This window comes from Lentzea waywayandensis (assembly GCF_900115955.1).
GTDB classification, from domain to species: domain Bacteria; phylum Actinomycetota; class Actinomycetes; order Mycobacteriales; family Pseudonocardiaceae; genus Lentzea; species Lentzea waywayandensis.
In genome coordinates this window covers 159,960-185,455 of sequence record NZ_FOYL01000004.1, presented here as the reverse complement: position 1 = coordinate 185,455, position 25,496 = coordinate 159,960, and the positions used below count along the sequence as shown (strand labels likewise).

Here is a 25,496-nt window from a genome sequence, read left to right as displayed (position 1 = left end):
CTTGGCTTTCCGAGTGACGGTCACCGAGGAGACGGCCGCCAGGCTCCGGCCGGAGCTCACCCGGCTGATCGCCGAGTTCCGCGCGATGGCACGGATGCTCGTCGGCGCGCTGCCGAACCCCGACCTGGACGACGACCTCCTGGAGGAGGTCGAGGTCGGTGGCCGGACGTGGTGGATCCACTGGCACGACCCGCACTACCGCTGCGAGAGCGACACCGGCGTGGTCGTGGAGGCGCAGATCTACTACCCGGACCAGATCGACCCGGCCTTCCTGCTGGAGTACGCGCGGACCGCCGGTGGGCACGAGGCCGTGGTGACGGCGTGCCCGCGTGGGTTCCACGACATCGCCCGGTTGCTCGACCTCGTACCTGACCTGGTCTCAGAGCCACCCCAGCGCGGCTGACACCTCGTCCGCCGCCCGCAGCACCCGCGGCCCGAGCGCGATCAGCTCCGGCAACGAGTGCTCCATCGCCAGCGTGGAAGCCGAAAGCCCGCCGATCACCGTGCCCGCGTGGTCCCGGATCGCGGCGCCCACACAGCGGACGCCCACCTCGTTCTCCTCGTCGTCCAACGCGAACCGCGAGCGGCGCACCCGCGTCAGCTGCGACTTCAGGCGGGGAGACGAGGTGATCGTGCGCGGTGTGCGGCCCGGCAGGCCGGTGCGGGAGAGGTAGGCGTCCAGTTCGGACGTGGAGAGCGAGGCCAGCACCGCCTTGCCGATGGCCGTGCCGTGGGCCGGGAGCGACATGCCCAGGCGGGACGCCATGCGGTACGGCTTGTCGGCCTCGATCTTGTCCACGTAGACCAGCTCGTCGCCGAACAGCACGGCCAGGTGCACGGTGCAGCCCGTCGACTCCTGCAACGCGCGCAACGACGGCCGTGCCCGCTCCACCGTGTCGATCGGGCGGAGGACCTTGCCCGCCAGGGCGAGGATTCGCGGCCCGGCCAGGTAGCCGTCCGAACTGATGGTCGCGAAGCCGCGGTCCACCATCGCCTGAAGGAGGCGGTGGACCGTCGACTTCGGCAGGCCGGTCACCCGCGCGATGTCCGTGATGCGCGAGTGGTCGGCCAGGGCCTCCAGCACGGCGAGCGTTTTTTCGACGGCGGTATCGGTCATCTCGCCAGCCAGCCTCCATCCACGACCAGTACGTGTCCGGTCACATAATCGGACGCGCTGGACGACAGGAACACCGCCGGGCCCACCAGATCTTCCGGTGTGCCCCAGCGGCCTGCCGGGATCCGGTCACGGATCGCGGGCTCGCGGCTGGGATCCGCGCGCAGGGGTGCCGTGTTGTTCGTCTCGATGTAGCCCGGGGCGATGGCGTTGACCTGCACGTTCGACGCCGCCCACTCGTTCGCGAGCAGCTTGGTCATGCCGACCAGGGCGTGCTTGGAGGCGGTGTAGGCGGAGACGAGGATTCCGCCCTGAAAGGACAGCAGGGACGCGATGTTCACGACCTTGCCGCCGCCGTTGGCGATCATCTGACGGCCGCAGAGCTTCGAGATCTCGAACGCGGAGTCGAGGTTGACCGCCATGATCCGCTGCCAGTCCGGCAGCGAGACGTCCACGGCGGCGCCGCGGTGGATGGTGCCGGCGTTGTTCACGAGGACGTCGACGCGGTGCTCGGCCAGGACCGGTGCCAGCGCGGGTTCGACGGACTCCGGTTCGGCCAGGTCGACGGAGACCGTGGCCAGCGACGGAGCCACGCCGGAGAGGTCGCCGCGACCGACGAGGATCAGCTGGGCGCCCGCGTCGTGCAGGCCGCGTGCGATGGCCTGGCCGATGCCCGTGCGGGCGCCGGTGACCAGCGCCGTCCTGCCTTCGAGGGAGAAGTTCACCGCAGCTCCGTCACGGCGACCGGGTCCATGGCCCAGACGAACGTGTACGAGTGCGTTCCCGCTCCACTGTGGACGGACCACGACGGAGAGATGACGGCTTCTTCGTTGCGCACCACGATGTTCCGCGTGTTCTGCGGTTCACCGCACAGGTGCACTGCGCCGAATGGTCGAGCGCCTGATCTGCATCGGTAGGTGCCTTCCGGTGAGGGCGGCGGAGTGACACGGTGTCCGCCCGACATAGAACTACGTTCCGTGGGACGGAACAAGCCCACCGCCTCCATGTCGCCGGAGACGCGTTCAGGCATGGGAAAGGCGGCCCTGGTGTACCAGCAGAACCTCGCCATCGGCATGGCCGCCGCAGGTCTGGTCGGCCGTGAGGGAGACCAGACCCGCAAGGTCTTCGGCTGAAGTCTGGTGCTGCTGCCGGCGATGTGCGTCATCGCCAGCAGCAGCTCGGCTGGATGGTGCCCTAGCTCGACCTGCGCCGGGCGGGCAGCGCGGCGAAGATCACCACTCCGGCGAGCAGCAGTGCCGTGCCGGTCCAGAACAGCGGGATCGAGTTGTACGCGGCGTTGGTGTAGGCCAGCGGCGGTGCCCCCTTGGGCGGCGCCGCCGGCGCGCCGGGCTGCTGCGGCACGTTCGTCTGCGGCGGCTGCGAGGTCCCGCAGATCACGCCACCCTGCGGCGCCGCGGCCCGCACGATCTGCTCGCCCAGCGAGATCTGCGCGAGCGCCGTCGGCAGGTTCGGCAGCTTCAGCTTGTCCGTCGGCAGCACCTGCACGTCGAGCATCCGCGCGGTGGCCCCGAGCTGGAACCCGCTGAACCCGTTGCCGGTGAAGCTCGCCTTCTTCTCGTTGAGCCCGGCGATCTGGAGCTTGATCACGACCAGGTCCAGCAGCAACGGGATGTCGAGGGTGGGGTGCGCGGCGTCCAGCGTGCCGAGCTCCTTGCCGTTCTGGCTGACCTTCAGCACCGGCGCGGTGTACGTGATCGTCGAGGTCTTCTCGTCCCCGGTCGCCGTGGCCGTGAGCGTCGGCGGGGTCGCGACGTCGATCTTGATGCCACCCGCGAGCTCCACGCTGACCGCGCGCATCGTCGACGTCGACTCGACGGCCTTGTTCTTGCTGCCCGGCAGGTCGACGAGCTTGACCACCGAACTCGCCTCGAACGCGTCCGGGATGCTGATCAGGCTGGTCTTCACCGGCAACGGCACCTCGGCCGGCAACGCGCTCAGGACTTCGAGCCCCGCCAGCGACGTCTTGGCGGTGGCCAGCGGACTGACGCACGGCCCGACCTTCTCGTCCCACCGCGCGTGCACGCTGCCGTTGAGCAGCTTGAGCTTCGCGAGCGGCGTCTCCGGAATCGGCAGCCCACCGTTCGTCGGCTGCGGGTTGTCCGGAATCGCCGTCTGCACCAGCGTCCCCGGCGACTGCGGCGACCGCCCCGCCACCGCGAACCCGAACGGATTGGCCTGCGTCACCACCCGCTCGGTGCTCAGGAACGCCTCGGTGTTGACCTGCGCGCTCGCGAGCCCCAGCCCGAACTCGGTCACCGACTGCTTCGGCAACTGCTCACCCAGCCCGGGCAGGATGGTGTTCGTCGGCACCCCCTGCGGCCCGAGCCGGACTACGCTCAGCCCGGTCCCGGCATCCCCCACGGCATGCGCGAGCGGCTGCGGGCCGTTGGGCGCCGACGCCGGCGGCTGGTTCGGATCGCGCGGCCCCGGCACCGGAGTGGTCGGAGGCTGCGCGAGCGCGGGAGCCGCGACCAGCGCGAGCAGCAACCCGGCCAGCGGCACGGACAACGAACGGCGCATGAACCACTCACTCCTCGACGGTGGGGAGGTGGTGACGTCAGTCACGGTCCGTACAACGAAGCCGACCCCCGTGAGTAACGCGCTTGCGGGTCGGTTATAGTTATCGCGTCTCGCCGCCTTAGCTCAGTCGGCCAGAGCAGCTCACTCGTAATGAGCAGGTCATCGGTTCGATTCCGATAGGCGGCTCGGTGAGATACCTGCGGGCCTCCCCTCTTGGGAGGCCCGCAGGTTTTTTTGGCCCCCGTCTTTTGCCTGATCACGTGCCCTCCTGCCGCCGTTGCCGTTCGACCGGGTGTGGTCGTAGTCTCACCAACCGGTCGTAACGGGCCAAACACAGGGAGTGTGGATCGGCGGTTTCCGGACATGGACCGGGCGCCGGGGTGATGACCTGGGCAAATGGCAGCGCGGCGTGAGGAGAAGGGGCGATGATGGACGAGGAGCTCAGTCCGTTCGCCAAACGGCGGCAAACAATGGGCTTCTCCCAGGAGGCCCTGGCCGAGCTGCTCAACATCGATGTGCGCACCGTGCGCCGGTGGGACACCGGCGACTTCGTTAAGGCCCTCAAGCGTGGATTCGGCCCAAGCCTCGCGCGCTGTCTGCAGGTGTCGCTCGAGCAGCTCGATGCGTTGCTTGTGCGCCGAGCCGACGCCGACGCAGTGGTGGTCGAGGGCGAAGTCGTGTCGCCAGAGGTCTCCCAGGCCACTCAGGGTGCGGTGATGATTCCCGTACTGTTGGACGGGAGGCAGGTACTGCAGCCTGTCGATCCAAGAGCCTATGCAGGGAAAGGAAGTCCTGTCCTTCCTGACGTGCTTGCAGCGGCTGCTGGAGAGGATGCGATGAGCCCGTTCAGCCGACGTTCGCTGCTGAAGTTCAGCATTCTCTCGTCAGCGCTGCCAGCCCCTTGATCCCGATGCCCGCCAGCACGTCGCCGCGGCCATGGCGGACGCGCGGCGCTAGGGGTCTGCTGCACGAGTAGGTGACAGTTGTAGTCACGCAGCCTGACTGGCTGGCGTGGTCATGATTGCTTCGTATTCGATGGGGGTCAATCGGCCGAGGGCGGTTTGGCGTCTGCGGCGGTGGTAGGTGCGTTCGATCCAGGTGACGATCGCGATGCGCAGCTCGGCACGGGTAGACCAGGAACGCCGGTCGAGAACATTGTTCTGCAGCAACGCGAAGAAGCTTTCCATCGAGGCGTTGTCACCCGCCGCGCCCACCCTGCCCATCGAGCCGGTCAGGCCGTTGCGCGCGAGCGTGCGGCCGAAGTTCCTTGATCGAAATTGCGATCCGCGGTCGGTGTGCACCACGCAGCCGGCGACGTTATTGCGGCGGGCGATGGCGCTGGTGAGCGCGGTGACGGCGAGGCGGGACTTCATCCGGGAGTCGATGGAGTAGCCGACGATCCGGTTGGAGCAGGCGTCCTTGACCGCGCAGATACAACTTTCCTTCTGTGGTGCGATGTTCGGTGATATCGGCCAGCCACAGCAGGTTCGGCGCCGTGGCGGAGAAGCCACGGCGGACCAGGTCGTCATGGATCGGCGGACCGGCCTTCTTCCCGTTGCGGCCGCGTTTCCTGCCGAACGCGCTCCACCAGCCCATGGACGAGCAGATCCGCCACGCGGTCCGATCCGCCATCGACACGCCGGCGTCGCGGGCCTCATCGGCCAGGAACCGGTAGCCGAACTCCGGATCGTCACGGTGTGCGTCGAACAACGCGTTCGCCCGATATGTCTGATCGAACTCTGCGTTGGTGACCGGCCGGGCACGCCCCCGGTAGTACGGCTGTCGAGCGATGCCAAGTACCCGGCACGTCACCGCCACCGGAATCCCGCCGGCGGCGAGCTCGTTCACGAGCGGGTAGAGCCTCTTCCCGGCAGGTTCGCCTGCGACAGATACGCCGTCGCACGGCGCAGGACCTCGTTCTCCTGCTCCAGCAACTTGATCCGCTTACGCGCCTCGTGCAGCTCAGCCGAGTCACCACGGCTCACACCGGGTTTGCCGCCCTCGTTGGCGTCGGCATGGCGCAGCCACTTGAACAAGGTCATCGGGTGGCCCCCGAAGTCCTTGGCGATCTGCTCGACCGTCACACCGGGCTCGCGGTCACGGGCGACTCGCACGACATCGTCGCGGAACTCCTGGGGTACGGCTTGGGCACAGTGGCATCCTCCCAGCTCACCATCACAGCAAGCCAACTCAGATGTCACCTAACGGTGCAGCAGACCCAACCACGCTCACTTCACCTCCATCCACTGGAGGTGGTCGACGGCGAGGTCACGGCCTTATTCGACCCCATGCGCGTCGACGCGGGCGATCCTGGCGGCCTGCCTCGCACTGATCGAGCTCCGCAGTGGGGTCGCGTTCGAGCAGGAGTGGCTCGTCAAGAAGCTGCCAACCTTCCGCATCCCACTCGGAGATGAGCTGCTCCGCGGCGTGGAAGGTGCGCTGGAGCTGTAAGGCGTGATCGCGGAGAGCAACGGACATCGCCACTTCACGACGGCCGCGATCTATTTCTTTGCGAGTGGCGCTGGCACCCTTTGAGAGGGCTCAGCCGCCTAGACGTCGCGTCTTGCAACAGGGCATAACAGCGCCGCACATAGGCGGATGGTCGGCTGACGGACCTCCGTCGCTGCTGGGCCGACAGGGGAGAGGTTCGCGTCTCAGCCCTACGCCCGCTCGGCGAGAGCCGAGCGTCAAAGCCCGGCCAGACGTCCGCATCAGCGTGCTAGCCCGGTGGACAAACTCGCATCGGCACGTCGACGCCTGCGGTAGTTGTGCCTGGGAGCTTCAGCCGTCATCATCCCGTCATGGCGAGCAAGGTGACGCTCCTTACACCCGGTGCGTGCCGCGTTACGTCGCGCTGCACCCACGCCGCGTCACGCGCTCCGAGTTTCGTGTCGCTGCCATGCCCCGCAGCTCAGCCCGGTCGGCTGACTGTTGTCCCAACTGTCGGCCTGGTTGCACGGTCTCTGCGGAGACGGGTTCATGAAAAAGTCTGAAGCGACTCGTGAGGTGTGGCTATGACAGACCGAGGCTATGAGTCGCAGCTTGCCTCTGCGGAACTGCCGTTCTTTCGAGAACGGCGAGCAATGGCGCGCGACGTGTATTTCGACGAAGCGGCCGCGTGTATCGCTGGCTACGTGCGCGATATCGGAAACGATCACAGGCAGCGGACCGTTATCGCCAGCATCGCGTCCGAAGTCGACTTTGACCCGGCAGACCCCACTGACCAGTTTACCTGCTCAGCATTCGTAGCGGCGCACCTTGCGCCGATAGGTCGCATCCGATACTCGGCCGATCGGCGGCCCGGGCCAGAGCCTGAATTTCGCCGCTTTGCCGGGACTAAAACCCGTGATGTGCTTCAGACAATAATCGAGGACTTCCGATTTCAGTACGAACACTCAACTGCTGACGGGGACGAAGTAGCGGCTACGCGCCCTGAGTCAAAGGATGCGGCTAAGCTGCCGAACGCTTACAACACCCCGATCCATCTCAGCGGATTCGCGGCGGCGAGACGGTCTCGTCTGAACACGCTTGTTGACGACTCGGACGTCACACTGGGTTGTGTTGTGGCAACGAGAATCGCCCGTTGGCTCATCGACGGCCGTGGTGCGATCTTTGATATCGATCCTTCTCGAAATACCCGCGCGTTATGGAGGTCACCAAACGCGTACCTGACTTACTGGTGTTTCCGGAGTATTCTGGATTGGCAAGAGCTCGTGAAGGCTCTGCCGTCCGGAGCTCAGGACGAGAAGCTGATTGATCACTTCAAGAGCGAGCTTCGTGAGGCGATTGAGTTCGGTGTCGATGCCAACATTGATCACCTTTCAAGGATCGTGGCCGCGCTTCACTCTGGTGTCAGTAGTCTCTATGACGCGACCGACTTGGCGTGCACGTTAGCAGTTGTGTCGCTTGTAAGTAATCAGTATGGCAGAAAAGACGATCTGACGAGGGCGTTGATTGAGCACTCGTTCGATCTTCTTATTGAGCACTTTGTGTTGCCAGATGGCTCCTTCGCTCCTAAGTCTGCCGCCCTGACGACAAAAAGTGGATACAGTCTGGTTCTATCGTCTGCCGAGATCGGGGCAGTTCTGCTGCACGCTTTGGTTGGCGAGCTTAACGCGCTTCAGGTCGCGGCGTTGGATCCAGTTATAAATAACATCGCCCGGCGACGCGGCGGCGCGCGGGGATGGGGGCATCAAGCCGCAACCTCGCCCTTTAGGAGGCAGGCTTTCGCGGCGTGCGGTGGACTGACTTTCCTGCGCTTGTACCACGATATTGTGGACAATCTAGCTGCCACGCACTGTGCGCGACAGTTGGGTGTAGAGCCCTTTACTCATGATCCAGGACTCGAGCTAGTCGTGCTGCCCGAGTCGGTCCGAGATGAGCTGACTGATCATGTGATTATTCCAATCAGTGAGAAGAAGCGGCGAGACCTTGCGGTAATGTCGTTCATTCTTGGAGGGCCACCAGGAACGGGCAAGACCACGATCGTTAAGAAGGTTGCGCACGACCTTGGGTGGCCCTTGCTCGTGATTGACCAGGCCTCGTTCCTTCGTCAAGGAACGGCGCAGATTGAGTCAGAAGCAGAACGGTTGTTTGGTCTGCTGTTCGAGTTATCCGACACCGTTGTGTTGTTTGACGAGATCGAGGAAATGTTCGAAGATAGAGATACCGGCGAGAAATCGGGTAGGTTCCTAACCACTTCGATGTTGCCTCGGATCCACAAACTCAGGGATCTTGCGCGCGTCGTATTTGTTTTCGCTACAAACCACCCCGATCGGATCGATCCCGCCGCAAGTCGTCCGGGGCGAATTGACAAAATCTTCACCGTGAAAGTACCTACGCGCGAAGAGCGTGTTGGTGTGCTTGAATCCTTGTTTGATAGCTACAAAGCATCCGACGAGGTTAGAGACCTGTTTAACCGCGTTGGTGTTGCAGCGTCGGCACTCGACTTTACTCGCGGATATCTGAAGGAGCTAGTAAAGACATGTGTCAACATCGAGTCGTCGCACGGATCCGAGGCGCTCACTGAAGCAGCACTCAACCAGGTTCTCGATGCACTAAAAGATCAGGTCAGGAAGGAGCAGGGCGAAAGGGAAGGTCGGAGGCGGAGATGATCAACGCGACAAAATCAATGAGATCCATACGTCGGCGTGAGCGCTGGCTTGATTTGCTGAATGCCGCGTTGGTGCGTGACTACCTAGTCTCGCGTCCTCCGGTTGACGCAGATGCCTTTGTTCGAATGCCTGACGTCGCGTCGCATATTAACAGTCTTCACACGGGTATCGTGTACACCGGCTTTGACGGTGATCACTTCGGTCTTACGTCGCTGATGCGGCAGTATGTGTTGAAAGGTCACCGCGTCCCCGCGAACCCCGAGAGTATCATAGGATATAAAGACTCCGTCGACGCTCATGGCTCGAAACTCGACGTCCTGCTCGATGATCTAGCAGTCCTGGGGCGCTGTGACGAGCTGTGGATTTTCACTGATGTTGCGCCGACCGCTAGAGACGCAGCCGCGAACTTGGCTGAAGGCGCTCTGCTTGAACTGGCCTATTTTCTGTATATCTGTGAAGCGGAGAATCGCAGCACCGCGCCAGTGCGATTTGTGTCGATTGCTTCCCTTCAGGGAGTCGCGTCTGCGGCGAGCCATGTGTTTCGTGGCACCTTCGCGGAACTAATAGGCAATCTCACGTCTGATCAGCAGCGGATCTTGGAGATCCTGGAGGACCTGCGATGCGGGTTGCTTGCTCTGCCCAAAATCGCCTACATACTACATGATCCGCTCGATGCAAAGTACATGGACTGGCTAAGACCAACAGCGTATAAGGGGCATAGGGTTCCGCTCGTGCCTCAGCTCGCCGTGGAGTATGGCGACATCCGTTCAGCTGTAGTCGATCGCCGAGTGGATGGACCCCTGGCATGTCCAATTACGAGTTGGGCACTTCTCACGCGTTTGGCTGACGAGCTGTGGCTGTTGCCATCGGTCAGCGTCGATCGTCCGGATTCGTACACCTGCGAGATCGTCAAGCTTGTATGGCAGTCGCAGGGGCGAAGCGCCGACGGCCTGATCAAACGCGAATGGAGCGACTTCGGCATCCCCAAGGTCGTTCATGAAGACAAATGGCCCCTGACAGAACGGGAAGGGCGACGTTAGTGGTCACGGATCGTGTGAGTGTAATTGACCTGGGTCGAGCAAGGTTTAAGGCTAGTGCTTGGAGTGAGCACTCGGCGGCTCATGAACATCTGTGGCGGTCGTCGGAAGAGACTGGCCCTTTGGTGAAGGCAGGTGACTTCGCGGGCTTGCAATCCGCGCTAGCCAAGCTCATTGATGACGCACGTCAGCACGCGGATGTCGTGGTCGTAACCGCAGGGAGTCTGCTGCGTGATCACGAGTGGGTGGGGGAGCTGATCCCGTTTATCGAGCGGTTGGCCGACGATCACGTGTGGCTGAGTGCTGTTCAAGAGGGACTGCTCTTGCGATGGGCTGAGCCTCAGGCGGCTGCGGATGCAGCGCTCTTGGACATCGGGGGTGGCTCGGTCCAGTTGGTGCACGGTCCGTCGGCGAAGGATTGCAAGATCGAATCTTGGCCCTTTGGGACGTACGCGATTGAAGAGAAATTTGATCTGAAGCAAGGATCGGATGAGGCGAAATACGAGGTTGCAGCCGCATCATTGGACAAGACGCTGCGTGAGTCACACCTGCCGAATGTGTCGAGCTTGATTGTCGGTTCGAACATCATGGGAACCTTCATGCGGAGGCTTGCGAGCCTGCTAGATGTGTCGGCGAAGTGGGACAGTGAATCGCTGTCACGGGCGTGGCGTTACTGCTCGTCGCTGCCGTCGGATGACTTTGATGAAGTATTTCCGCAAAACCCTGGATTCATGTATGGCGCAGACAAAGCCATGCTGACTGCGGCGGTCTTCGCCAACGTCTTGAATGTGGACACAGTGGTGGGCACAGACGCCTCTGTCAGCGAAGGGCTGGCGGCGCTCGTTCGGGATGCAGAGAAACGTGGAGTAGCGCTCGCTGAAGCCATGCCTGTCGGCTAGGTTTTGGTGCATAGCTGACGGGGCGAGGTGGCGACTCCATGGTTCGAACGCCACCTCGCCTCGGAAGGTACTGGCCCAGCTTTCCTACGGACGTTGGTCTCTCTTAATCTCGTACACGTACGACCGATCAGCCTGCACGCCGCGGGCTTCGAGCTCTGTCAGTGCCATTGGTACGTGCCAGTCCGTCTCGCGGAGCACCTGCAGGATCACTTCGTCAGGTGTGCCCAGGACAAGGTGCCTGCACCGATCGTCAGCAGCAGCACGCCGCTACAGACGATCCACTGGATGGCGCGCAGCGCCCGGCGTTCCATGGCTTCCAGCCGGTCGGCGTCTGTCGCGGCTGGTGACCGGCCGGGCTCCGACTGGACCTTCAAGCGCGCAGTTGCTGTCACTGCGTTGTCACGGACGTGCGGAGCAGCTGCGTCAGACATCGGCACCGCCTGACACGGCAGGTCCTTGCTGAGCTGCGAGAATAGTCAGGACTAGCACGGCTCATCACCGTCCACCCCGTCTTCCGGCTGGCTCGTAATGAGCAGGTCATCGGTTCGATTCCGATAGGCGGCTCGGTGAGATAAGACCCAGGTCAGGCTTTCTGACCTGGGTCTTTCTTTATGTCGAGGCTTGTGTCCCGCGCAGGTAGGCGAACCAGTTCGCGACCGAGCGCTTGTAGCCGTCAGGCATGTACATCCACGAGTCGAGGATCGGCCCGGTGCTCACCTTCCACCGGGTCTCCTCGGTGATCTCACGGGTGAGGCACTGCTCGGGCGTCTCGCCGGCCTCGATGCGACCACCGGGCAGTTCCCACTCGTCGCGCTCGTTCTTCAGCAACAGCACCCTGCCGTCGCGGACCACCACTCCCTTGATCGAGACCGGGTGTTCGGGCTGGCTCATCTGGCGTCCTCACAGCTCGGCTCAACCGCAGGTGGTGAGTGCGCTCTCCAGTGCCGAACGTTCCGCCGCCGCCACGCTCAGCCCGTAGGCGGCCTTCACCGTCACATAGATCCGCCCGTACGAACACGTGTACCCGGTGTTGGGCGGCATCCATTCGTCCGGCGTCTTGTCGCTCTTCGACTGGTTGACCTTCCCCGAGACCGCCACGAGGTTGCGCAGGTCGTTGGCCGCGGCCAGCCGTTGCTCCGGAGTCCACGCCGAAGCGCCGCTGCGCCACATCTCCGCCAGCGGCACCACGTGGTCGATCTGGATCTTCGAGGTACCGCTGATCCGCGTGCCCGTGTACGGGTCGTCGAGGTTGCCCGACTGGACGCCGCAACGGCCCGGTTTGCGTTCGACCTCGGTCAGGTCGCGGGCCAGGACCTGGCTGCGCTGGTCGCAGCCGTCGCCGTCGGTGTCGAACCAGGGCTGGCCGAACACGCACGCCTTGCCGTCCGAGCAGTCGCGCACGTAGCCGTCCATCCGGCCCGGTACGGCGACGGGCAGGGCGGCGAGTGACGTGCGCGCGGTGGCGGCGTCGAGGGTGCCGGTCGGTACCCGGTCCACCTGCGGACCGGGGGACGACAAGGGGAGCGCGGAACAGCCGGTCAGCAGGATGATCAGCAATAGCCACCGCATGGGTACGGCATACCCGCCTTGACGGGCTTGATGGCCGCCCAACGGCGTAATCACGGGCGGTGTTCGGCCTCCACGAGTTCAGGCTCGCGCGAACCGAGCGTCGACCGCATCTGTTCGACGTCGAGCATGCCCTCCCAGCGGGACACCACGAACGTCGCCACGCAGTTGCCCAGCAGGTTCGTGAAGACCCGCATGGAGTCCATGATCCGGTCAGCGCCGAGCAGCAACGCCACTGCCGCGGCGGGGATCGAGCCGACCGCGGCGACGGTGGCGGACAGGGCCAGGAACGCCGATCCCGGCACGCCCGCCATGCCCTTGGACGTCAGCACGAGCACCAGCACGATCGTCAGCTGGTCGCCCAGGTCGAGCGGGATGTTCAGCGCCTGCGCCAGGAACAGCGTCGCCAGCGACAGGTAGATCGAGGCGCCGTCGAGGTTGAACGAGTACCCGGTCGGCAGCACCAGGCCGACGGACGTGGGGGCGCAGCCCGCGCGTTGCAGCTTCGCCATCATCCGCGGCAGCACGGCTTCCGACGACGCTGTGCCGAGCGCCAGCAGGAACTCCTCCTTGGTGTAGCGCAGGAAGTGGAGGAGGTTGACCCGCGCGAACACCCACGCGATCACGCCGAGCAGCGCGCAGAACAGCAGGGCCGCGCCGTAGGACGCCAGGATCAGCCACAGGTACGTGCGCAGCGACCCCAGCCCGTACTGGCCGACCAGGAACGCCATCGCGCCGAACGCTCCGAGCGGCGCCAGTTTCATGATGTAGCCCAGCACCGCGAAGAACGCCAGGTTGACGCGCTCCAGCAGGTCCACCACGGGTTTGCCGCGCTCGCCGAGCTGGGCCAGCGCGCAGCCGAACAGCACCGCGAACAGCAGCACCTGAAGCAACGCGTTGCGCGCCAGCGCGTCCACCACACTGGAAGGGATGAGGTCGAGCAGGAACTGGACGACGCCGGGGAGGTGGCCGCCCTGCGTCTTCGCCTCGACGGCGGAGGCGTCCAATGTGGACGGATCGACGTTCATGCCGTCGCCCGGTCGCACGACGTTGCCGACCAGCAGGCCGAACGCGAGTGCGGCGGTCGACACGACCTCGAAGTAGATCAGCGCTTTCAGGCCGATCCGGCCGACCGCGCGCAGGTCTCCGACCTTCGCGATGCCCGTCGCCACCACGCAGAAGATCAGTGGCGCGATCACCATCTTGATCAGCTTGATGAAGCCGTCACCGATCGGCTTCAGGTCGGCGCCGAACGACCGGAAGAAGTGACCGACCAGCACGCCGGCGACCACGGCCACGAGGAGCTGAAGGAAGAGCGACCGACTTTTCACCTGACGGAAGCTAAATCTCATTTGTGAGCAATGGAGTGCTTTGCTGTTACGCCTTCGCTACCCCGCGAGTGACAGACTGCCGCGCATGAAAACCGCGGCGGCGGTGGCCGCCCTGCTTCTGCTGGTCACCTCCTGCTCGGACGAGCCGGATCTGCCGCCGCGGGAGATGCCGCCCGCCGGCGGGCAGCTCGACTACCAGCTCGGCGGCGCCTACCAGCCGGACGTGCCGGTCAAGATCGTCGTACGGGACCGCAGCAAGATCATTGACGGCCGGCGCTACAACATCTGCTACCTCAACGCCTTGCAGACGCAGCCGGTCTCGGCGGACGGCGGGCTGGACTGGTGGCGCAAGAACCACGACGACCTGCTGGTGAAGAAGCCGGGCGGTGAGGTCGCGATCGACCCGGAGTGGCAGGAGGGCATCCTCGACATCTCCACCGGTGACAAGCGGAACAGGATCCTCGAGATCCAGAAGAAGTGGATCAAGGACTGCAAGACGTCCATGTTCAAGGGCGTCGAGCCGGACAACCTCGACTCGTACACGCGCGCCGAGGGGGCGTTCGATCTCAACGCCACCAAGGAGTTCATGAAGGCGTTCGTCAAGTACGCGCATGAGCAGGGCCTTGCCGTCGCGCAGAAGAACACCGCCGAACTGGGCAGCGCGGGCAAGAAGGAGATCGGCTTCGACTTCGCCATCACCGAGGACTGCCAGGCGCGCGACGAGTGCGGCACCTACGCCGAGGCGTTCGGCAACGACTTCTTCCAGATCGAGTACACCGACGAGGGGTTCAAGAAGTCCTGCGCCGATCGCGGCGGACGGGTCTCGGTGATCCGCCGCGATCGGAACGTGGTGCCGTACGGGCACGAGGACTACGTCTACGAGGTCTGCCCGCCGACCGTCTGAGTCAGGAAGGCCTGCCACTTCTCGGCCTGTCCGGTCGCGTCGCCGAAGAGGTGGTGACCGAAGGCGCTGGTGCCGTGGAACCGGTAGATGCCCTCCTGGCCGCGCACACCGAGGAAGTTGTGCAGGTCGTGGCGCACGACGTAGTCCACGACCCCGTTGATGCCGAACGGCTTCAGCGTGACCTCGTCACCGACCTGCGCGTCCTCGGGAACGCCGAGGGCCTCGAGCAGCACCGGCCAGTTGTCGGCGCCCTCCGGCTGCTCGGGCCACTGGGCGAACACGTAGGTGCCCGGCCTGCCCGCGAAGTGCTTGACGTACTCGGCCAGCGTGAGCAGGTACATGTCCCAGCCCTTCGACTGCTGGTCGACGAACTCGTCGCCCCAGCCGTCGGCGAGGATGCCGGTGTGCACGAACCGCAGCACCGTCGTGCCCTGGTCACGGCCCTCGATCAGGTACTCCATCGCGTGGAACGTGCCGTCCTCGCCCTTGTCGCTCTCGTAGGCGAGGCGCTTGCCCGGCTCCCACGACGTGATCGTCGAGGACTCCTGGAAGAACCCCAGGTCGAGCGTCATGCGGCCGCCCACGCGTCCGTCGACGGTGTGCGGGCCCATGAACCACGAGTCGATGCCCGGCCCGGTGGCGATGGCGTCCCAGACCTGCTCCGGGGTTCCGTCGACCTCGATCTCCTTGCTGATCTCGAACTCGTGGGTCACGACTCGTCCTCCTTGGACGCATTGGCGATCACGCTCGGGTGCAGGGCGACGACGACTCGGTGCGGCCGCCCTCCTTCTGCCTGTTCGTCGTGGTACTTGGCGACCAGTTGCGTCATGAAGCCGGCGAGCTCCTCGGCGAACGCCGCGCGGTCCGCCGCCGTGGCGAACCGGACCTCACCGTCCAGCGCGAAGGTCGCGAGCCGCTTCTTCGCCCTGGTCGCGCCCGTGAGCAACGTGCCGACGTCGCGCACCAGCCTGGCCGAGACCGCCAGCAGCCACCGCGCGGACAACCGGTCGGGCGACCGCGCCGGGTCGGGCTGCACGGCCGCGAGCGCCGTCGGGGAGATGACGTAGGACGCGGCGGTGGCCTGCATGAGGCGCTCGTTCACGTTGCCCTTGCGCCGTTCCTCGACGAGCTCCACCAGGCCGTGCTGCTCCAGCGTGCGCAGGTGGTAGTTCACCTTCTGCCTGGGCAGCCCGACCTTCGCGGCGAGCATCGTCGCCGATCCGGGCTCCACCAGCTCCGCGAGCAGTCGCGCCCGCACCGGGTCCAGCGACACCTCGGCCGCGGAAGGGTCCTCGATCACCGCCACTTCGAACATGGCGCAAGCGTCACACCGAAAACAAAATTAGTCAAGAACTGAGTTGCTGTCGGTAACTTTGCTCCACCTGGGTGGCGTTCGAGCCGGTACCGTAAGCGATGTCTCGATTGGTCGTTGCTTGTTCGCAACCCCTGAGGAGACGACATGATGATGATGCTGGCCCTGACCCTGCTGGCACTCCCGTTCGCCCTGACCGCCGCCAACGTCGGAAGACGCAGGTGGGTGCGGAAGAGGGGCGTCGCGAGAGTGCGCGCCGAGCTCGACGGTTTCCACGCCGAGCTGGCACGACAGGGGCTCAGTCATTTCTCCGGACGCTGAGCCGGCTCCTTCCGGAGCACGTCTCCCGACGGCGAGATCCTGGTGACGACGTCGCCGTAGCGCGCCAGAAGCGCGTCCGTGACGGTCTCGGGAGAGCCCAGGACGCAGAACTCGGCCAGCACCTCGTCCGTGATCAGCTCGCTCATCTCCGCCCACTGCTGCCGCCGGGACATGCGGTGCAGCTCCTCGTGCAGCGCGCCCCAGCCGTGCAGGTCCAGCACCGGCTTGTACGCGGGCGTCGACCCGTAGAACGCGATCTGCCGCTTGACGTCCGCGATCTCCTCGTCGTTCGTCGCGGCGAACACCGGGCCGCTGATCTCGAAGCCCTCCAGCGTCTTTCCCGCCTTCGCCCGGCCGCGTTCCAACGCGGGCAGGGTCACCTCGCGCAGGTACCGCTCGGTCGTGAAGTTGTGGCACAGGAAGCCGTCCGCGACCTCGCCCGCCACCTCGGTCATCAGCCCGCCGACGCCCGCGAGGTAGATCGGCGCGGTGCCGTGCGGGTTCGGGCCGGGATCGAAGAACGGCGTCATCAGCGTGTGCTTGTAGAACTCGCCGCGGAACGCCAGCCGTTCGCCGGTCTCCCAGGCGTGCCAGATCGCGCGGATGGCCAGGACGAACTCGCGCATGCGCGCGGCCGGCTTGCTCCACGGCATCGCGAAGCGCTTGGTGATGTGCGCCTCGACCTGCGAGCCCAGCCCGAGGTTGAACCGGCCCGCCGACAGCAGCCGCAGGTCGTTCGCGGTGGTCGCGACGGTCATCGGGTTGCGCGCGAACGCCACCGCGATCGCCGTGCCGAGCTCGATCCGCTCGGTCGCCGCGGCGGCCCCGGCCAGCGCGAGGAACGGGTCGTGCTTGGTCTCGGCGAGCCAGAACCCGTCGTAGCCCCGGTCCTCCGCCCGCTTCGCGATCGCCCCGGCCTCGCCTGGGGTGTAGTCGACGGCACTGCTGTCCAGCTTCATGGAGCTGAGGCTATTGGGTCACCGGTATCCGTACCGGGACTCGCAGGCGACGCCGTTGCGGTTCTCGTCGAGCTCGACGCGGTAGCCCGGCTGACCCCAGTAGAGCGGGGCCTTGCCGGCCCTGCGCACGTCGTCGCAGCTCGCGTAGAAGACGGTGGCCGGCGGCTTGGGCGTCGTGGTCGTGACCTTCGGCTTGGTGGTCGTCGGGGGTGGCGGCGGGGGAGGAGGCGGAGCCGACGAGGTCTCCAGGGCGTCCTTGCCGCCGCACGGCGTTCCCCACAGCCCCATCGGAACGCGCTGCGCGGCGCCCTCGGCTTCCTTCTGCCCGGGCGTCGGGGTTCCCGCGCTGCGACCGGCGCCGTTGCCCAGCGCGAGCAACGCGTAGTCCGTGCCGTCGGCGAGGGTCAGCGCGCCGGTGGTCCGGTCGAAGCGCACCTGCTGGTTGAGGAGCATCGCCTTGGCGAAGTTGCCGGCGGCCTCAGCCCAGCACGGTCCCGGCTGGGCGAGGCCCGTGACCTCGGCCTTCGATCCGTCGGAGAGCATCACGGATCGGCCGTCCACGATCGACACCACGCTGATGCCCAGCTGGGCCGGCGGCACCGTGGCCGAGGCCGACGACGCGGTCACCGGCACGTCCTCGGCCGGTTTCTCCACGGCGACAGGCCTCGACTGCTGCACCTGCGCGGCGCATCCCGCGGTGAGCGCGACCAGCAAGACCCCGCCCACAGTTCTCCACCCCGACATAACCCCAGATAGTGCCCTCGGAACGGAGAGTGGCCAAGGTTACGTATTTCGACCGGAACGGTTCACCGCAGTTTCGAACTGAAATACGGAGATGCCCAGTTCAGCGTGCGGGCTTCAGCGTCCAGACGACGGTCATCTCGCCGGTGATCACGCCCTCGGCGTTGGTGATCGTGATGGTGACCGGGAACTCGGGCCGCGTACCGGACTCCAGCTCGGCCAGAACCTCGTCCGCGGAACGCCCGAGAACGGCCTCGGCGCGCAGAACGCCCATCGCGATCTTCTTGTAGGAGATGTCGGCACGGACGGCGAGCGGCGTGGCCTTGCCGAGGTGCGCGGCGAACGCGGCCATCACGACGGCGCCGGACGCGGACTCGCCGAGGCCGAACATCATCGCGGCGTGCGGGCCGCCGATGTGGTTGCGCAGCGCCGGATCGTCCGGCAGCGACGCGACGATGCGGTCGGCGGAGACCTCCTCGAACTCGATGCCCGTGGTCTTCACGTACGGCACGGCCTGCTTCAGGGCGTCGGCGACGAACGACACGTCTTGGCTCATGAGAGGCATGCTACCGGCGAGTAACCCAGGCGGCTACCCGTCGGTAACCACTACTCGCCGCGTCCGTACCACTCCACTGTGGAGTGAGACTCGGAACTCACTTGCATTTCGGTGGACCGAGATGGATGCTTGTACCGAGCAACTAGTTGGGTGATACAAGCAACGAGGTGTCAGATGGTCGATCCGGGCAGGTGCCTCGGCGCCGGCATAGATCCCGAGCACGAGCTCGCGGACCGAGTCGGCATGGCGATGGTGCGCATGAACAAGATGCACGCCCAGGTCGCCCACCAGATGGCCAAGCAGGGCATGGACAAGTCCGCCTTCGTGCTCCTCGCGACGCTCTCCGGTCTCGGAGAGTGCCGCTCGAGTGCGCTCGCGGAGGCGGTGCTCTCCGACCCGTCCACGGTCAGCCGGCAGGTCGCCGGGCTGGTGAAGGACGGGCTCGTCGAGAGGCGTGCTGATCCGGCGGACGGCCGGGCCAGCGTTCTCGCGGTCACCGAAGCGGGCCGTGAGCTGATCTTGAAACGACGCCGGCAGCGCAACGAGGCGATTCAGCAGGTGTTCGCGGACTGGGCCGATGAGGACCTCAAGGGCTTCGCGGACCTGTTCGAACGCTTCGTGCAGGACTACGAGCGCACGATTCCGGCGCTTTTGACCGAACGCGGGACGGGGACCCGCGCAGGAGGGGAAGTCTAGAAATGTCAACGACAACCGATGCGACACCCACGCCAGGGGTCTCCCTGACGCATCGCCAGATCATGACGATCCTGTCCGGCCTGCTGCTGGGCATGTTCCTCGCGGCGCTGGACCAGATGATCGTCGCCAGCGCCATGAAGACCATCGCGGACCAGCTGCACGGACAGACGCTGCAGGCGTGGGCGACCACCGCCTACCTGATCACCGCGACCATCACGACCCCGTTGTACGGCAAGCTGTCGGACATCTACGGGCGCAAGCCGATGTACCTCGCGGCGATCTCGCTGTTCCTCGTCGGCTCGCTGCTCTCGGGCATCGCGACGTCGATGTACGAGCTGGCCGCGTTCCGCGCGGTGCAGGGCCTGGGCGCCGGCGGTCTGATGTCGCTCGCGTTCGCGATCATGGCGGACATCATCTCGCCGCGTGAGCGCAGCAAGTACTCCGCCTACTTCATGGCCGTGTTCGGTTCGGCCAGCGTGCTCGGGCCGGTCATCGGCGGTGTGTTCGCCGGTCTGAGCTCGTTCCTCGGTGTCACGGGCTGGCGCTGGGTGTTCCTCGTGAACGTGCCGATCGCGCTGCTCGCGCTGTTCGTCGTCGCCCGCGTGCTGAACATCCCGCACCAGCGGGTCAACCACCGCATCGACTTCGGTGGCGCCATCGCGCTGACCGTCGGCCTGGTGCCGTTGCTGATCGTGGCCGAACAGGGCCGTGAGTGGGGCTGGGCGTCGGCGACCTCGATCGCCATGTACGTGATCGGCGTGATCGGCCTGCTGGCGTTCGTGTGGGTCGAGAACCGCATGGGCGACGAGGCACTGCTGCCGATCCGCATGTTCCGCAACCAGACGTTCTCGCTGGGCAACGCGATCAACTTCGTGCTCGGCATCGGCATGTTCGGCGGCATGGTCTCCATCCCGCTGTACCTGCAGATCGTCAAGGGCGTCACGCCGACCGTGTCGGGCCTGATGCTGCTGCCGATGACGTTCGGCATCATGTCGGCCACCGCGATCGCGGGCAAGGTGACGTCGAAGACCGGGCGCTACAAGGTGTTCCCGATCATCGGCGCCGGTCTGATGGCGGTCGCGCTGTTCCTGCTCAGCACCATCGGCACGGACACGCCGAGCTGGCTTGTCATGGTCTACATGTTCGTCATGGGCGCCGGTCTGGGCCAGTGCATGCAGACGCTGCTGCTGGCGATCCAGAACGACGCCGAGCCGCGGGACATGGGCGTGGCGACCGCTTCGGCGACGTTCTTCCGCCAGATCGGTGGCACCGTCGGTACCGCGGTGTTCCTGTCGATCCTGTTCACCACGGTCGGCGACAAGATCGCGGAAGGCCTCAAGGCCGCGGCGCAGACCGACGCGTTCAAGATCGCTCTGGGGCAGAACCCGGAGTTCGCGAAGATGCTCCAGGGCGGTGGCGGGTCCGGTGTGGACATCAACAACACCGAGTTCCTCAACGGCCTCGACCCGGTGCTGGCCAAGCCGTTCCTCGACGGGTTCTCCAGCGCGATCGACACGGTCTTCCTGACCGGCGGCATCGTGATGATCGCGGCGTTCGTCCTCGTGTGGTTCCTGCGGGAGAAGCCGCTGTCGACCAGGTCCGGCCTGGAGCGCGTGGCGGACGCGGAGTCCGTCGCGGTCTGAGTTTCCACGGGCAACAAAAAAGAGGGGCCGCTCCGAGCGGCCCCTCTTTTCGTCGTTCTCAGTGCAGCATCAGTGCAGCGTTTCGCCGCGCGCCTCGGCGTCCTTGAGACGCTGGTAGGAGCGCTTGACCTCGGCCTCGGCCTCGGTGCGGCCCACCCAGCTCGCGCCCTCGACGCTCTTGCCGGGCTCCAGGTCCTTGTAGACCTCGAAGAAGTGCTGGATCTCCAGGCGGTCGAACTCCGCCAGGTGGTGGATGTCGCGCAGGTGCTCGTGCCGCGGGTCGAAGGCCGGGACGCACAGAACCTTGTCGTCGCCGCCCTTCTCGTCGGTCATGCGGAACATGCCGATCGCGCGGGCCGCGATCAGGCAGCCGGGGAACGTCGGTTCCTGGACGAGGACGAGGGCGTCCAGCGGGTCGCCGTCCTCACCCAGGGTGTTCTCGATGAACCCGTAGTCGGCGGGGTACTGCGTCGACGTGAACAACGTGCGGTCGAGGCGGATGCGGCCACTCTTGTGGTCCACCTCGTACTTGTTGCGCACGCCCTTGGGGATCTCGATCAGGACGTCGAACTCCACTGGTCCTCGCTCATGTAGCCCATTCGTGACGCCCACTAGTGTGGACCACGACGCCTTGTCAACCCTCATCGGAGCGGCGGTTGGTGGGTGTGAGATTGCCCGTACCGAGCTGACGGAGGTCCACTTGCCGGACGAGCCCCAGTGGCCGACCGAGGACGACGACGCCGGGTCGGCTGCTGCCGCCTCACAGCCGACGGTGCAGGTCAACCGCCCGTCCGTCGATCAGCCGACGATGCGCTTCCCGCTCGCCGCGGTCCTGTCGGCACCGTCCACTCAGGAGCCTCTGCGTTCGTCGCCGGTCCGTTCCACCCCGAACGGTGTGGGTGCCGGTCATTCCGCTTCAGGTGTGCCAACGACCGGCTCCGGCGGGCCTTCCGGTGGATCCGCCGGTGGGAAGTCTCACGGGGCGATTGGTCCAGAAGTCGGCCAACCTCGGGCCACGCCGGTGCGGATCGAGCCGAAGAACGACCAGACCCGCGTCGTGCCGAGGCCGGAGCAGAGGACCACGGAGCTGTCGGTGCCGAACGCCAAGACGGCGCGCGTCGACCAGCTGCCGAACTCCGAGCCGTCGTGGTTCGACCAGACGGGCAGACCCGATCAGCCGCCCGAACAGCGCCGGCCGCGTCCCGAACAGCCGCGTCCTGAGCAGACCAAGCGCGTCGACCAGCTCCAGCGCCGGGAGCAGCCGCGCCAGGAGCAGCAGCGTCCGGTAGCACCGCCTCCCTCGCCTCCGCCTGCCCGGCAGGAGCCGCAGCCCGTCCGCCAAGAGCTCCCCGTCACCGGCTACGAGGAGGAACCGGAGGACCGCCTCGCCACCGACGACGAGCCCAGGAAGGGCCGCAAGTCCCTCGTCGTGGTCCTGAGCCTGCTGGTCGTCGCGGCGCTGGCCGGCGCCACCATCTACGCGGTCAAGGAGTTCGGCGGCACCAAGGCGATCGAGACCAGGCCCCCGGCCGCGCCCGCGAACGTCCAGCCGCTGGTCAAGGCCGTCACGGCGGGCGCCCCGGCACCGACCCCGGCGGGCGTGAAGCAGGCCCTCACCGGACCGGCGGGCAACAGCGTTCTGGGCACGCTCACCGGCAGCGTCATCGACCCCGCCAGCGGCACGGCACTGTGGCAGCAGGGCGACACCACGCCCGCGACCCCGGCGTCGAGCCTCAAGATCCTCACGGCCGCCGCGGCGCTGCTCAGCCTCGAGAAGACCGACCAGCTGTCCACCAAGGTCGTCCAGGGCGCCGAGCCCGGCACCGTGGTGATCGTCGGCGGCGGCGACCCGACGATCTCCGGCGCGCCCGGCAGGTCGGTCTACCCCGGCGCCGCGACGCTCGACGACCTGGTCGGCCAGGTCAAGGCCAAGGGCCCGGTCACCAAGGTCCTGTTCGACCTGAGCCGGTACACGGGCGAGGCGCTCGGGCCGCAGTGGGAGACGGCGGACATCGCGGGCGGCTCGGTCGCGCCGATCGTGCCGTTCATGCTCGACGGCGGCCGGGTCGACCAGTCCAACGTCAACGGCGCGCGCACGGGCAGCCCCGGCCAGGCGGCGGCGGACGCGTTCGCGCAGCGCATCGGGGCTCCCGGTGCCACGGCGGGCGCGGCTCCGGCGGGCGCGCAGGTGCTCGGCGAGATCAAGTCGGCGCCGATCGAGCAGCTCGTCGACAACATGATGCAGATCTCGGACAACGTCCTGACCGAGGCGATCGCGCGCGAGATCGCGATCAAGACGGGCAACGAGGCGTCGTTCGCGGGCGGCGTCAAGGCCGTGCGGGACGTGCTGACCAAGAACGGGTTCGACCTCGCCACCGCGAACTTCGTGGACGGCAGCGGGCTGTCCGCGACGAACAAGATCCCCGCCAAGCTGCTCACCGACGTGCTCACCGCGGCGGCCAAGCCCACGCTGGACGACGCGCGCACCGCGAAGCTGCGGCCGTTGCTGACGGCGCTGCCGGTCGCGGGCGGCAGTGGCACCCTCGCGGGTCGCTACGGCGGGACCGCGGCACCGGGCAAGGGCTGGGTGCGGGCCAAGACCGGCACCCTCACCGGGGTCAACGCGCTCGCCGGCATGGTCGTCGACGTGGACGGACGGGTGCTCGTGTTCTCGTTCATGTCCGCGAGCAGCCGCGACCCGGAGAAGGAGGTCCGGCCCGCGCTGGACGTGATGGCCGCTGCGTTGCGGGGTTGTGGCTGTTCGTAGCGGGCCGTGCGCAGGTAGCGTCGGAAGCGTGAACGGCGCGACGGAGGCAGAGCTCGGCCCGGTGGACTGGGAGCTGGCGGTTTCGACCGCCACGCGACTCGTCCGGCCGGGACCGGTGATCGGCAAGGACGAGGCCGACCACGTCGTCGGCAGGCTTCGCGAGCTCGCGCCGCAGGCGGAGGTGCACGTCCGCGAGCTGACCGGGCTCGGTCAGGGACTGCCGCTGCTGCCGGGCGAGGTCGTCGACAGACCGGCGTGGGTCGCGGCCGCCGCGCAGGGACTCGCCGCGCTGACAGGGCCCGCGATGCCACGTCAGACAGGTCCGATGGCGGGCATCCTCGCGGGCACGGCCGGTGTGCAGGCAGGCGTCGTGCTGGCGTTCCTGTCCTCACGGGTGCTCGGCCAGTACGACCCGTTCAGCCCGAACGACCAGCTTGCCGGACGTCTCCTGCTGGTCGCGCCGAACATCGTTGGCGCGCAACAGGCTCTGGACGTGCCGGACGACGACTTCCGCATGTGGGTGTGCCTGCACGAGTGCACGCACCGCCTCCAGTTCACCGGCGTGCCGTGGCTGCGCAGTTACTTCTCCGACCAGGTCACCGCGTTGCTGTCCTCAATGGACGAAGAGCGCGCGCCGCTGTCCGACGTGATCCGCGACTTCCGCCACAAGCTGCGCGCGGGCGACGGCCCGATGGGACTGATCGAGCTCATCCAGTCGCCGCAGCAGAAGGCCGTGCTGGACCGGCTGATCGCACTGTCCACTTTGCTCGAAGGCCACGCCGACCACGTGATGGACGCGGTCGGTCCCTCGGTGGTGCCGTCCGTCTCGACGATCCGCCACCGCTTCAGCGCGCGGCGCAAGGGCGGCGGTCTGCTCGACCGGATCCTGCGCACGCTGCTCGGCGTCGAGGCGAAGGTGCGCCAGTACGAGGAGGGCGCGGAGTTCACCTCGTACGTGGTGGAGCGGGTCGGGATGGACGGCTTCAACTCGATCTGGACCTCCGCCGACACCCTGCCGACCCGAGCCGAGATCGCCGAGCCCATGAGCTGGCTGCGTCGCGTGTCGCCGTGAACGGACCGGTCGCCGAGATCCGGGTCGCGGTCCGTCGGTTCCTGGACGAGGTGCGCCCGGAGGCGGTGACCGTCGCCGTGTCCGGCGGTGCGGACTCACTGGCGTTGGCCGCCTGTGTGGGACGGCTGGTGCCCGGCGCGTTCGCCGTGGTCGTCGATCACCAGCTCCAGCCGGGGTCGGGCGACGTGGCGCTGCGGGCGGCTCGGCAGTGCACCTCGTTCGGGCTTGTGGCTCGCGTGGAGGCAGTTCGGGTGGAGGGTCCCGGTGGTCCCGAGGCCGCGGCCCGCAACGCCCGCTACGCGGCTCTGAGGCCTTCTGTCGGCGTCGTGCTGCTCGGCCACACCCTCGACGACCAGGCCGAGACGGTGCTGCTGGGGTTGGGGCGCGGGTCCGGGCCACGCTCGATCGCCGGGATGCGGGCCTTCGACGCGCCGTGGGGGCGTCCGCTGCTCGGCGTGTCGCGGGCGGCCACCCGTGCTGCCTGTGCGGAGCAGGGGATCGAGGTGTGGGAGGACCCGCACAACGTCGATCCGTCGTTCACCCGTGTCCGGTTGCGCTCCGAGGTGCTGCCGTTGCTGGAGTCCGTGCTGCAGGGCGGAGTCGCGTCGTCGTTGGCGCGCACGGCGGCCCAGCTGCGTGAGGACTGTGACGCACTCGACGCTCTCGCGGAGGCGTTCGCCGGCGACTGCTGTGCTGTTGACGACATCTCCGAGCTGCCGGTCGCGTTGAGGCGCAGAGTGCTCAGGGCGTGGCTGATCGACGAAGGCGTGCCCGAACTGTCCGATTCGCACCTGCGACGTGTTGACGCACTGGTGAGTGAATGGCGCGGTCAGGGCGGTGTCTGGCTACCTGGCGGCTTTGTCGTGCGGCGCGCGCATGGCAGGCTCGTTGTGGAACCACAGTCTTAAGCAGAGGGGACCTGT

General features: G+C 66.4%; 26 protein-coding genes, 1 tRNA gene and 1 pseudogene. 13 read left to right on the top strand and 15 right to left on the bottom strand.

Going from position 1 to position 25,496, the window contains the following annotated elements; all coding sequences use genetic code 11:
- Position 1 precedes the first annotated feature (1 nt).
- Positions 2–403 (top strand): hypothetical protein, encoded by a 402-nt coding sequence (locus tag BM417_RS16530; RefSeq protein WP_143138672.1) that lies wholly within the window; start codon positions 2–4, stop codon positions 401–403.
- Here BM417_RS16530 and BM417_RS16525 read toward each other — a convergent pair.
- From BM417_RS16525 to BM417_RS16510, 4 genes are all read right to left on the bottom strand, one after another.
- Positions 380–1,117: an IclR family transcriptional regulator gene (locus tag BM417_RS16525; RefSeq protein WP_093594278.1), complete on the bottom strand. Its 738-nt coding sequence runs from the start codon at positions 1,115–1,117 to the stop codon at positions 380–382. The genes BM417_RS16530 and BM417_RS16525 overlap by 24 nt on opposite strands.
- Entirely contained in the window at positions 1,114–1,839 is a 726-nt protein-coding gene (locus BM417_RS16520; protein WP_093594275.1) for an SDR family oxidoreductase, read from the bottom strand. Before BM417_RS16520 ends, BM417_RS16525 begins: the two co-directional genes overlap by 4 nt.
- Positions 1,836–1,994: a 5-deoxy-glucuronate isomerase gene (locus BM417_RS16515; RefSeq protein WP_218164490.1), complete on the bottom strand. Its 159-nt coding sequence runs from the start codon at positions 1,992–1,994 to the stop codon at positions 1,836–1,838. The genes BM417_RS16520 and BM417_RS16515 overlap by 4 nt, the downstream gene beginning before the upstream one ends.
- A 314-nt stretch (positions 1,995–2,308) precedes the next feature.
- Positions 2,309–3,655, bottom strand: coding sequence for a hypothetical protein (locus BM417_RS16510; protein ID WP_093594272.1), 1,347 nt, complete (start codon positions 3,653–3,655; stop codon positions 2,309–2,311).
- A gap of 112 nt (positions 3,656–3,767) precedes the next feature.
- Here BM417_RS16510 and BM417_RS16505 point away from each other — a divergent pair.
- Together BM417_RS16505 and BM417_RS16500 are read left to right on the top strand one after the other, a co-directional pair.
- Positions 3,768–3,841: transfer RNA gene (locus tag BM417_RS16505), tRNA-Thr, on the top strand.
- A gap of 239 nt (positions 3,842–4,080) precedes the next feature.
- Positions 4,081–4,560, top strand: a complete 480-nt coding sequence (locus BM417_RS16500) for a helix-turn-helix domain-containing protein (RefSeq protein WP_093594269.1) — start codon at positions 4,081–4,083, stop codon at positions 4,558–4,560.
- An 84-nt stretch (positions 4,561–4,644) separates the two neighbouring features.
- Here BM417_RS16500 and BM417_RS16495 read toward each other — a convergent pair.
- Positions 4,645–5,823: pseudogene (locus BM417_RS16495) on the bottom strand (IS3 family transposase).
- An 846-nt stretch (positions 5,824–6,669) separates the two neighbouring features.
- On the opposite strand from BM417_RS16495, the gene BM417_RS16485 reads away from it, so the two are divergent.
- The 3 genes from BM417_RS16485 (at position 6,670) to BM417_RS16480 (ending at position 10,705) form a co-directional block, all read left to right on the top strand.
- Complete coding sequence (locus BM417_RS16485) at positions 6,670–8,769, top strand: AAA family ATPase (protein ID WP_093594263.1); 2,100 nt, start codon at positions 6,670–6,672, stop codon at positions 8,767–8,769.
- Positions 8,766–9,809, top strand: a complete 1,044-nt coding sequence (locus BM417_RS46815) for a hypothetical protein (RefSeq protein WP_143138671.1) — start codon at positions 8,766–8,768, stop codon at positions 9,807–9,809. The genes BM417_RS16485 and BM417_RS46815 overlap by 4 nt, the downstream gene beginning before the upstream one ends.
- A gap of 122 nt (positions 9,810–9,931) precedes the next feature.
- Positions 9,932–10,705 (top strand): Ppx/GppA phosphatase family protein, encoded by a 774-nt coding sequence (locus BM417_RS16480; protein ID WP_093594260.1) that lies wholly within the window; start codon positions 9,932–9,934, stop codon positions 10,703–10,705.
- Between the two features lie 206 nt (positions 10,706–10,911).
- Here BM417_RS16480 and BM417_RS47790 read toward each other — a convergent pair whose 3' ends face one another.
- From BM417_RS47790 to dctA, 4 genes are all read right to left on the bottom strand, one after another.
- Positions 10,912–11,079 (bottom strand): hypothetical protein, encoded by a 168-nt coding sequence (locus BM417_RS47790; RefSeq protein ID WP_177320464.1) that lies wholly within the window; start codon positions 11,077–11,079, stop codon positions 10,912–10,914.
- A gap of 235 nt (positions 11,080–11,314) precedes the next feature.
- Entirely contained in the window at positions 11,315–11,596 is a 282-nt protein-coding gene (locus BM417_RS16475) for an NUDIX domain-containing protein (RefSeq protein WP_093594257.1), read from the bottom strand.
- Positions 11,597–11,617: 21 nt separating this feature from the next.
- Positions 11,618–12,274: an HNH endonuclease family protein gene (locus tag BM417_RS16470; protein WP_093594254.1), complete on the bottom strand. Its 657-nt coding sequence runs from the start codon at positions 12,272–12,274 to the stop codon at positions 11,618–11,620.
- A gap of 50 nt (positions 12,275–12,324) precedes the next feature.
- The gene (dctA, locus tag BM417_RS16465; protein WP_281251329.1) at positions 12,325–13,602 is read right to left on the bottom strand and encodes a C4-dicarboxylate transporter DctA; all 1,278 of its coding nucleotides are present in this window, start codon (positions 13,600–13,602) and stop codon (positions 12,325–12,327) included.
- An 85-nt stretch (positions 13,603–13,687) separates the two neighbouring features.
- On the opposite strand from dctA, the gene BM417_RS16460 reads away from it, so the two are divergent.
- On the top strand, positions 13,688–14,506 hold the full coding sequence (locus BM417_RS16460) for an endo alpha-1,4 polygalactosaminidase (protein ID WP_093594248.1): 819 nt from the start codon (positions 13,688–13,690) through the stop codon (positions 14,504–14,506).
- Here the strand turns inward: BM417_RS16460 and BM417_RS16455 are convergent.
- Together BM417_RS16455 and BM417_RS16450 are read right to left on the bottom strand one after the other, a co-directional pair.
- Positions 14,479–15,219, bottom strand: coding sequence for an SRPBCC family protein (locus BM417_RS16455; protein WP_093594245.1), 741 nt, complete (start codon positions 15,217–15,219; stop codon positions 14,479–14,481). The two genes, BM417_RS16460 and BM417_RS16455, sit on opposite strands and share 28 nt — an antisense overlap.
- Positions 15,216–15,821 (bottom strand): ArsR/SmtB family transcription factor, encoded by a 606-nt coding sequence (locus tag BM417_RS16450; protein WP_177320463.1) that lies wholly within the window; start codon positions 15,819–15,821, stop codon positions 15,216–15,218. The genes BM417_RS16455 and BM417_RS16450 overlap by 4 nt, the downstream gene beginning before the upstream one ends.
- Before the next feature lie 144 nt (positions 15,822–15,965).
- Between BM417_RS16450 and BM417_RS47785 the strand changes: the two genes are divergently transcribed.
- Positions 15,966–16,139, top strand: coding sequence for a hypothetical protein (locus BM417_RS47785; protein WP_177320462.1), 174 nt, complete (start codon positions 15,966–15,968; stop codon positions 16,137–16,139).
- On the opposite strand, the gene BM417_RS16445 is transcribed toward BM417_RS47785, so the two are convergent.
- The 3 genes from BM417_RS16445 to BM417_RS16435 form a co-directional block, all read right to left on the bottom strand.
- Complete coding sequence (locus tag BM417_RS16445) at positions 16,121–17,098, bottom strand: TIGR03617 family F420-dependent LLM class oxidoreductase (RefSeq protein ID WP_093594242.1); 978 nt, start codon at positions 17,096–17,098, stop codon at positions 16,121–16,123. The two genes, BM417_RS47785 and BM417_RS16445, sit on opposite strands and share 19 nt — an antisense overlap.
- Before the next feature lie 18 nt (positions 17,099–17,116).
- Complete coding sequence (locus BM417_RS16440) at positions 17,117–17,824, bottom strand: excalibur calcium-binding domain-containing protein (protein ID WP_218164489.1); 708 nt, start codon at positions 17,822–17,824, stop codon at positions 17,117–17,119.
- Positions 17,825–17,942: 118 nt separating this feature from the next.
- A complete protein-coding gene (locus BM417_RS16435) occupies positions 17,943–18,395 on the bottom strand; it encodes a DUF4442 domain-containing protein (RefSeq protein WP_093594239.1) in 453 nt (150 codons plus the stop codon).
- Between the two features lie 174 nt (positions 18,396–18,569).
- Here BM417_RS16435 and BM417_RS16430 point away from each other — a divergent pair, with 174 nt between their 5' ends.
- Entirely contained in the window at positions 18,570–19,091 is a 522-nt protein-coding gene (locus tag BM417_RS16430) for a MarR family winged helix-turn-helix transcriptional regulator (protein WP_093594236.1), read from the top strand.
- A gap of 2 nt (positions 19,092–19,093) precedes the next feature.
- Positions 19,094–20,734 carry an MDR family MFS transporter gene (locus BM417_RS16425; protein WP_093594233.1) on the top strand — a complete coding sequence of 547 codons (1,641 nt, stop codon included), beginning with the start codon at positions 19,094–19,096 and terminating at the stop codon, positions 20,732–20,734.
- A 69-nt stretch (positions 20,735–20,803) separates the two neighbouring features.
- On the opposite strand, the gene BM417_RS16420 is transcribed toward BM417_RS16425, so the two are convergent.
- Positions 20,804–21,310: an inorganic diphosphatase gene (locus BM417_RS16420; RefSeq protein ID WP_090070060.1), complete on the bottom strand. Its 507-nt coding sequence runs from the start codon at positions 21,308–21,310 to the stop codon at positions 20,804–20,806.
- 124 nt (positions 21,311–21,434) lie between these two features.
- Here BM417_RS16420 and dacB point away from each other — a divergent pair, with 124 nt between their 5' ends.
- From dacB to tilS, 3 genes are read left to right on the top strand one after another with little or no spacing between them, the layout of a single operon-like run.
- Positions 21,435–23,501, top strand: coding sequence for a D-alanyl-D-alanine carboxypeptidase/D-alanyl-D-alanine endopeptidase (gene dacB / locus BM417_RS46810; protein WP_143138668.1), 2,067 nt, complete (start codon positions 21,435–21,437; stop codon positions 23,499–23,501).
- 28 nt (positions 23,502–23,529) lie between these two features.
- Positions 23,530–24,573: a zinc-dependent metalloprotease gene (locus BM417_RS16405; RefSeq protein ID WP_093594224.1), complete on the top strand. Its 1,044-nt coding sequence runs from the start codon at positions 23,530–23,532 to the stop codon at positions 24,571–24,573.
- Entirely contained in the window at positions 24,570–25,481 is a 912-nt protein-coding gene (gene tilS, locus BM417_RS16400) for a tRNA lysidine(34) synthetase TilS (RefSeq protein WP_093594221.1), read from the top strand. Before BM417_RS16405 ends, tilS begins: the two co-directional genes overlap by 4 nt.
- Positions 25,482–25,496 lie beyond the last annotated feature (15 nt).

What these genes read in the sequence shown, in the direction of transcription:
- BM417_RS16525 (WP_093594278.1), bottom strand. Translation starts at nt 1,117, where the DNA reads ATGACCGATACCGCCGTCGAAAAAACGCTCGCCGTGCTGGAGGCCCTG.
- BM417_RS16510 (WP_093594272.1), bottom strand. Translation starts at nt 3,655, where the DNA reads ATGCGCCGTTCGTTGTCCGTGCCGCTGGCCGGGTTGCTGCTCGCGCTG.
- BM417_RS16500 (WP_093594269.1), top strand. Translation starts at nt 4,081, where the DNA reads ATGATGGACGAGGAGCTCAGTCCGTTCGCCAAACGGCGGCAAACAATG.
- BM417_RS16485 (WP_093594263.1), top strand. Translation starts at nt 6,670, where the DNA reads ATGACAGACCGAGGCTATGAGTCGCAGCTTGCCTCTGCGGAACTGCCG.
- BM417_RS46815 (WP_143138671.1), top strand. Translation starts at nt 8,766, where the DNA reads ATGATCAACGCGACAAAATCAATGAGATCCATACGTCGGCGTGAGCGC.
- BM417_RS16475 (WP_093594257.1), bottom strand. Translation starts at nt 11,596, where the DNA reads ATGAGCCAGCCCGAACACCCGGTCTCGATCAAGGGAGTGGTGGTCCGC.
- BM417_RS16470 (WP_093594254.1), bottom strand. Translation starts at nt 12,274, where the DNA reads ATGCGGTGGCTATTGCTGATCATCCTGCTGACCGGCTGTTCCGCGCTC.
- BM417_RS16460 (WP_093594248.1), top strand. Translation starts at nt 13,688, where the DNA reads ATGAAAACCGCGGCGGCGGTGGCCGCCCTGCTTCTGCTGGTCACCTCC.
- BM417_RS16450 (WP_177320463.1), bottom strand. Translation starts at nt 15,821, where the DNA reads ATGTTCGAAGTGGCGGTGATCGAGGACCCTTCCGCGGCCGAGGTGTCG.
- BM417_RS47785 (WP_177320462.1), top strand. Translation starts at nt 15,966, where the DNA reads ATGATGATGATGCTGGCCCTGACCCTGCTGGCACTCCCGTTCGCCCTG.
- BM417_RS16445 (WP_093594242.1), bottom strand. Translation starts at nt 17,098, where the DNA reads ATGAAGCTGGACAGCAGTGCCGTCGACTACACCCCAGGCGAGGCCGGG.
- BM417_RS16435 (WP_093594239.1), bottom strand. Translation starts at nt 18,395, where the DNA reads ATGAGCCAAGACGTGTCGTTCGTCGCCGACGCCCTGAAGCAGGCCGTG.
- BM417_RS16430 (WP_093594236.1), top strand. Translation starts at nt 18,570, where the DNA reads ATGGTCGATCCGGGCAGGTGCCTCGGCGCCGGCATAGATCCCGAGCAC.
- BM417_RS16425 (WP_093594233.1), top strand. Translation starts at nt 19,094, where the DNA reads ATGTCAACGACAACCGATGCGACACCCACGCCAGGGGTCTCCCTGACG.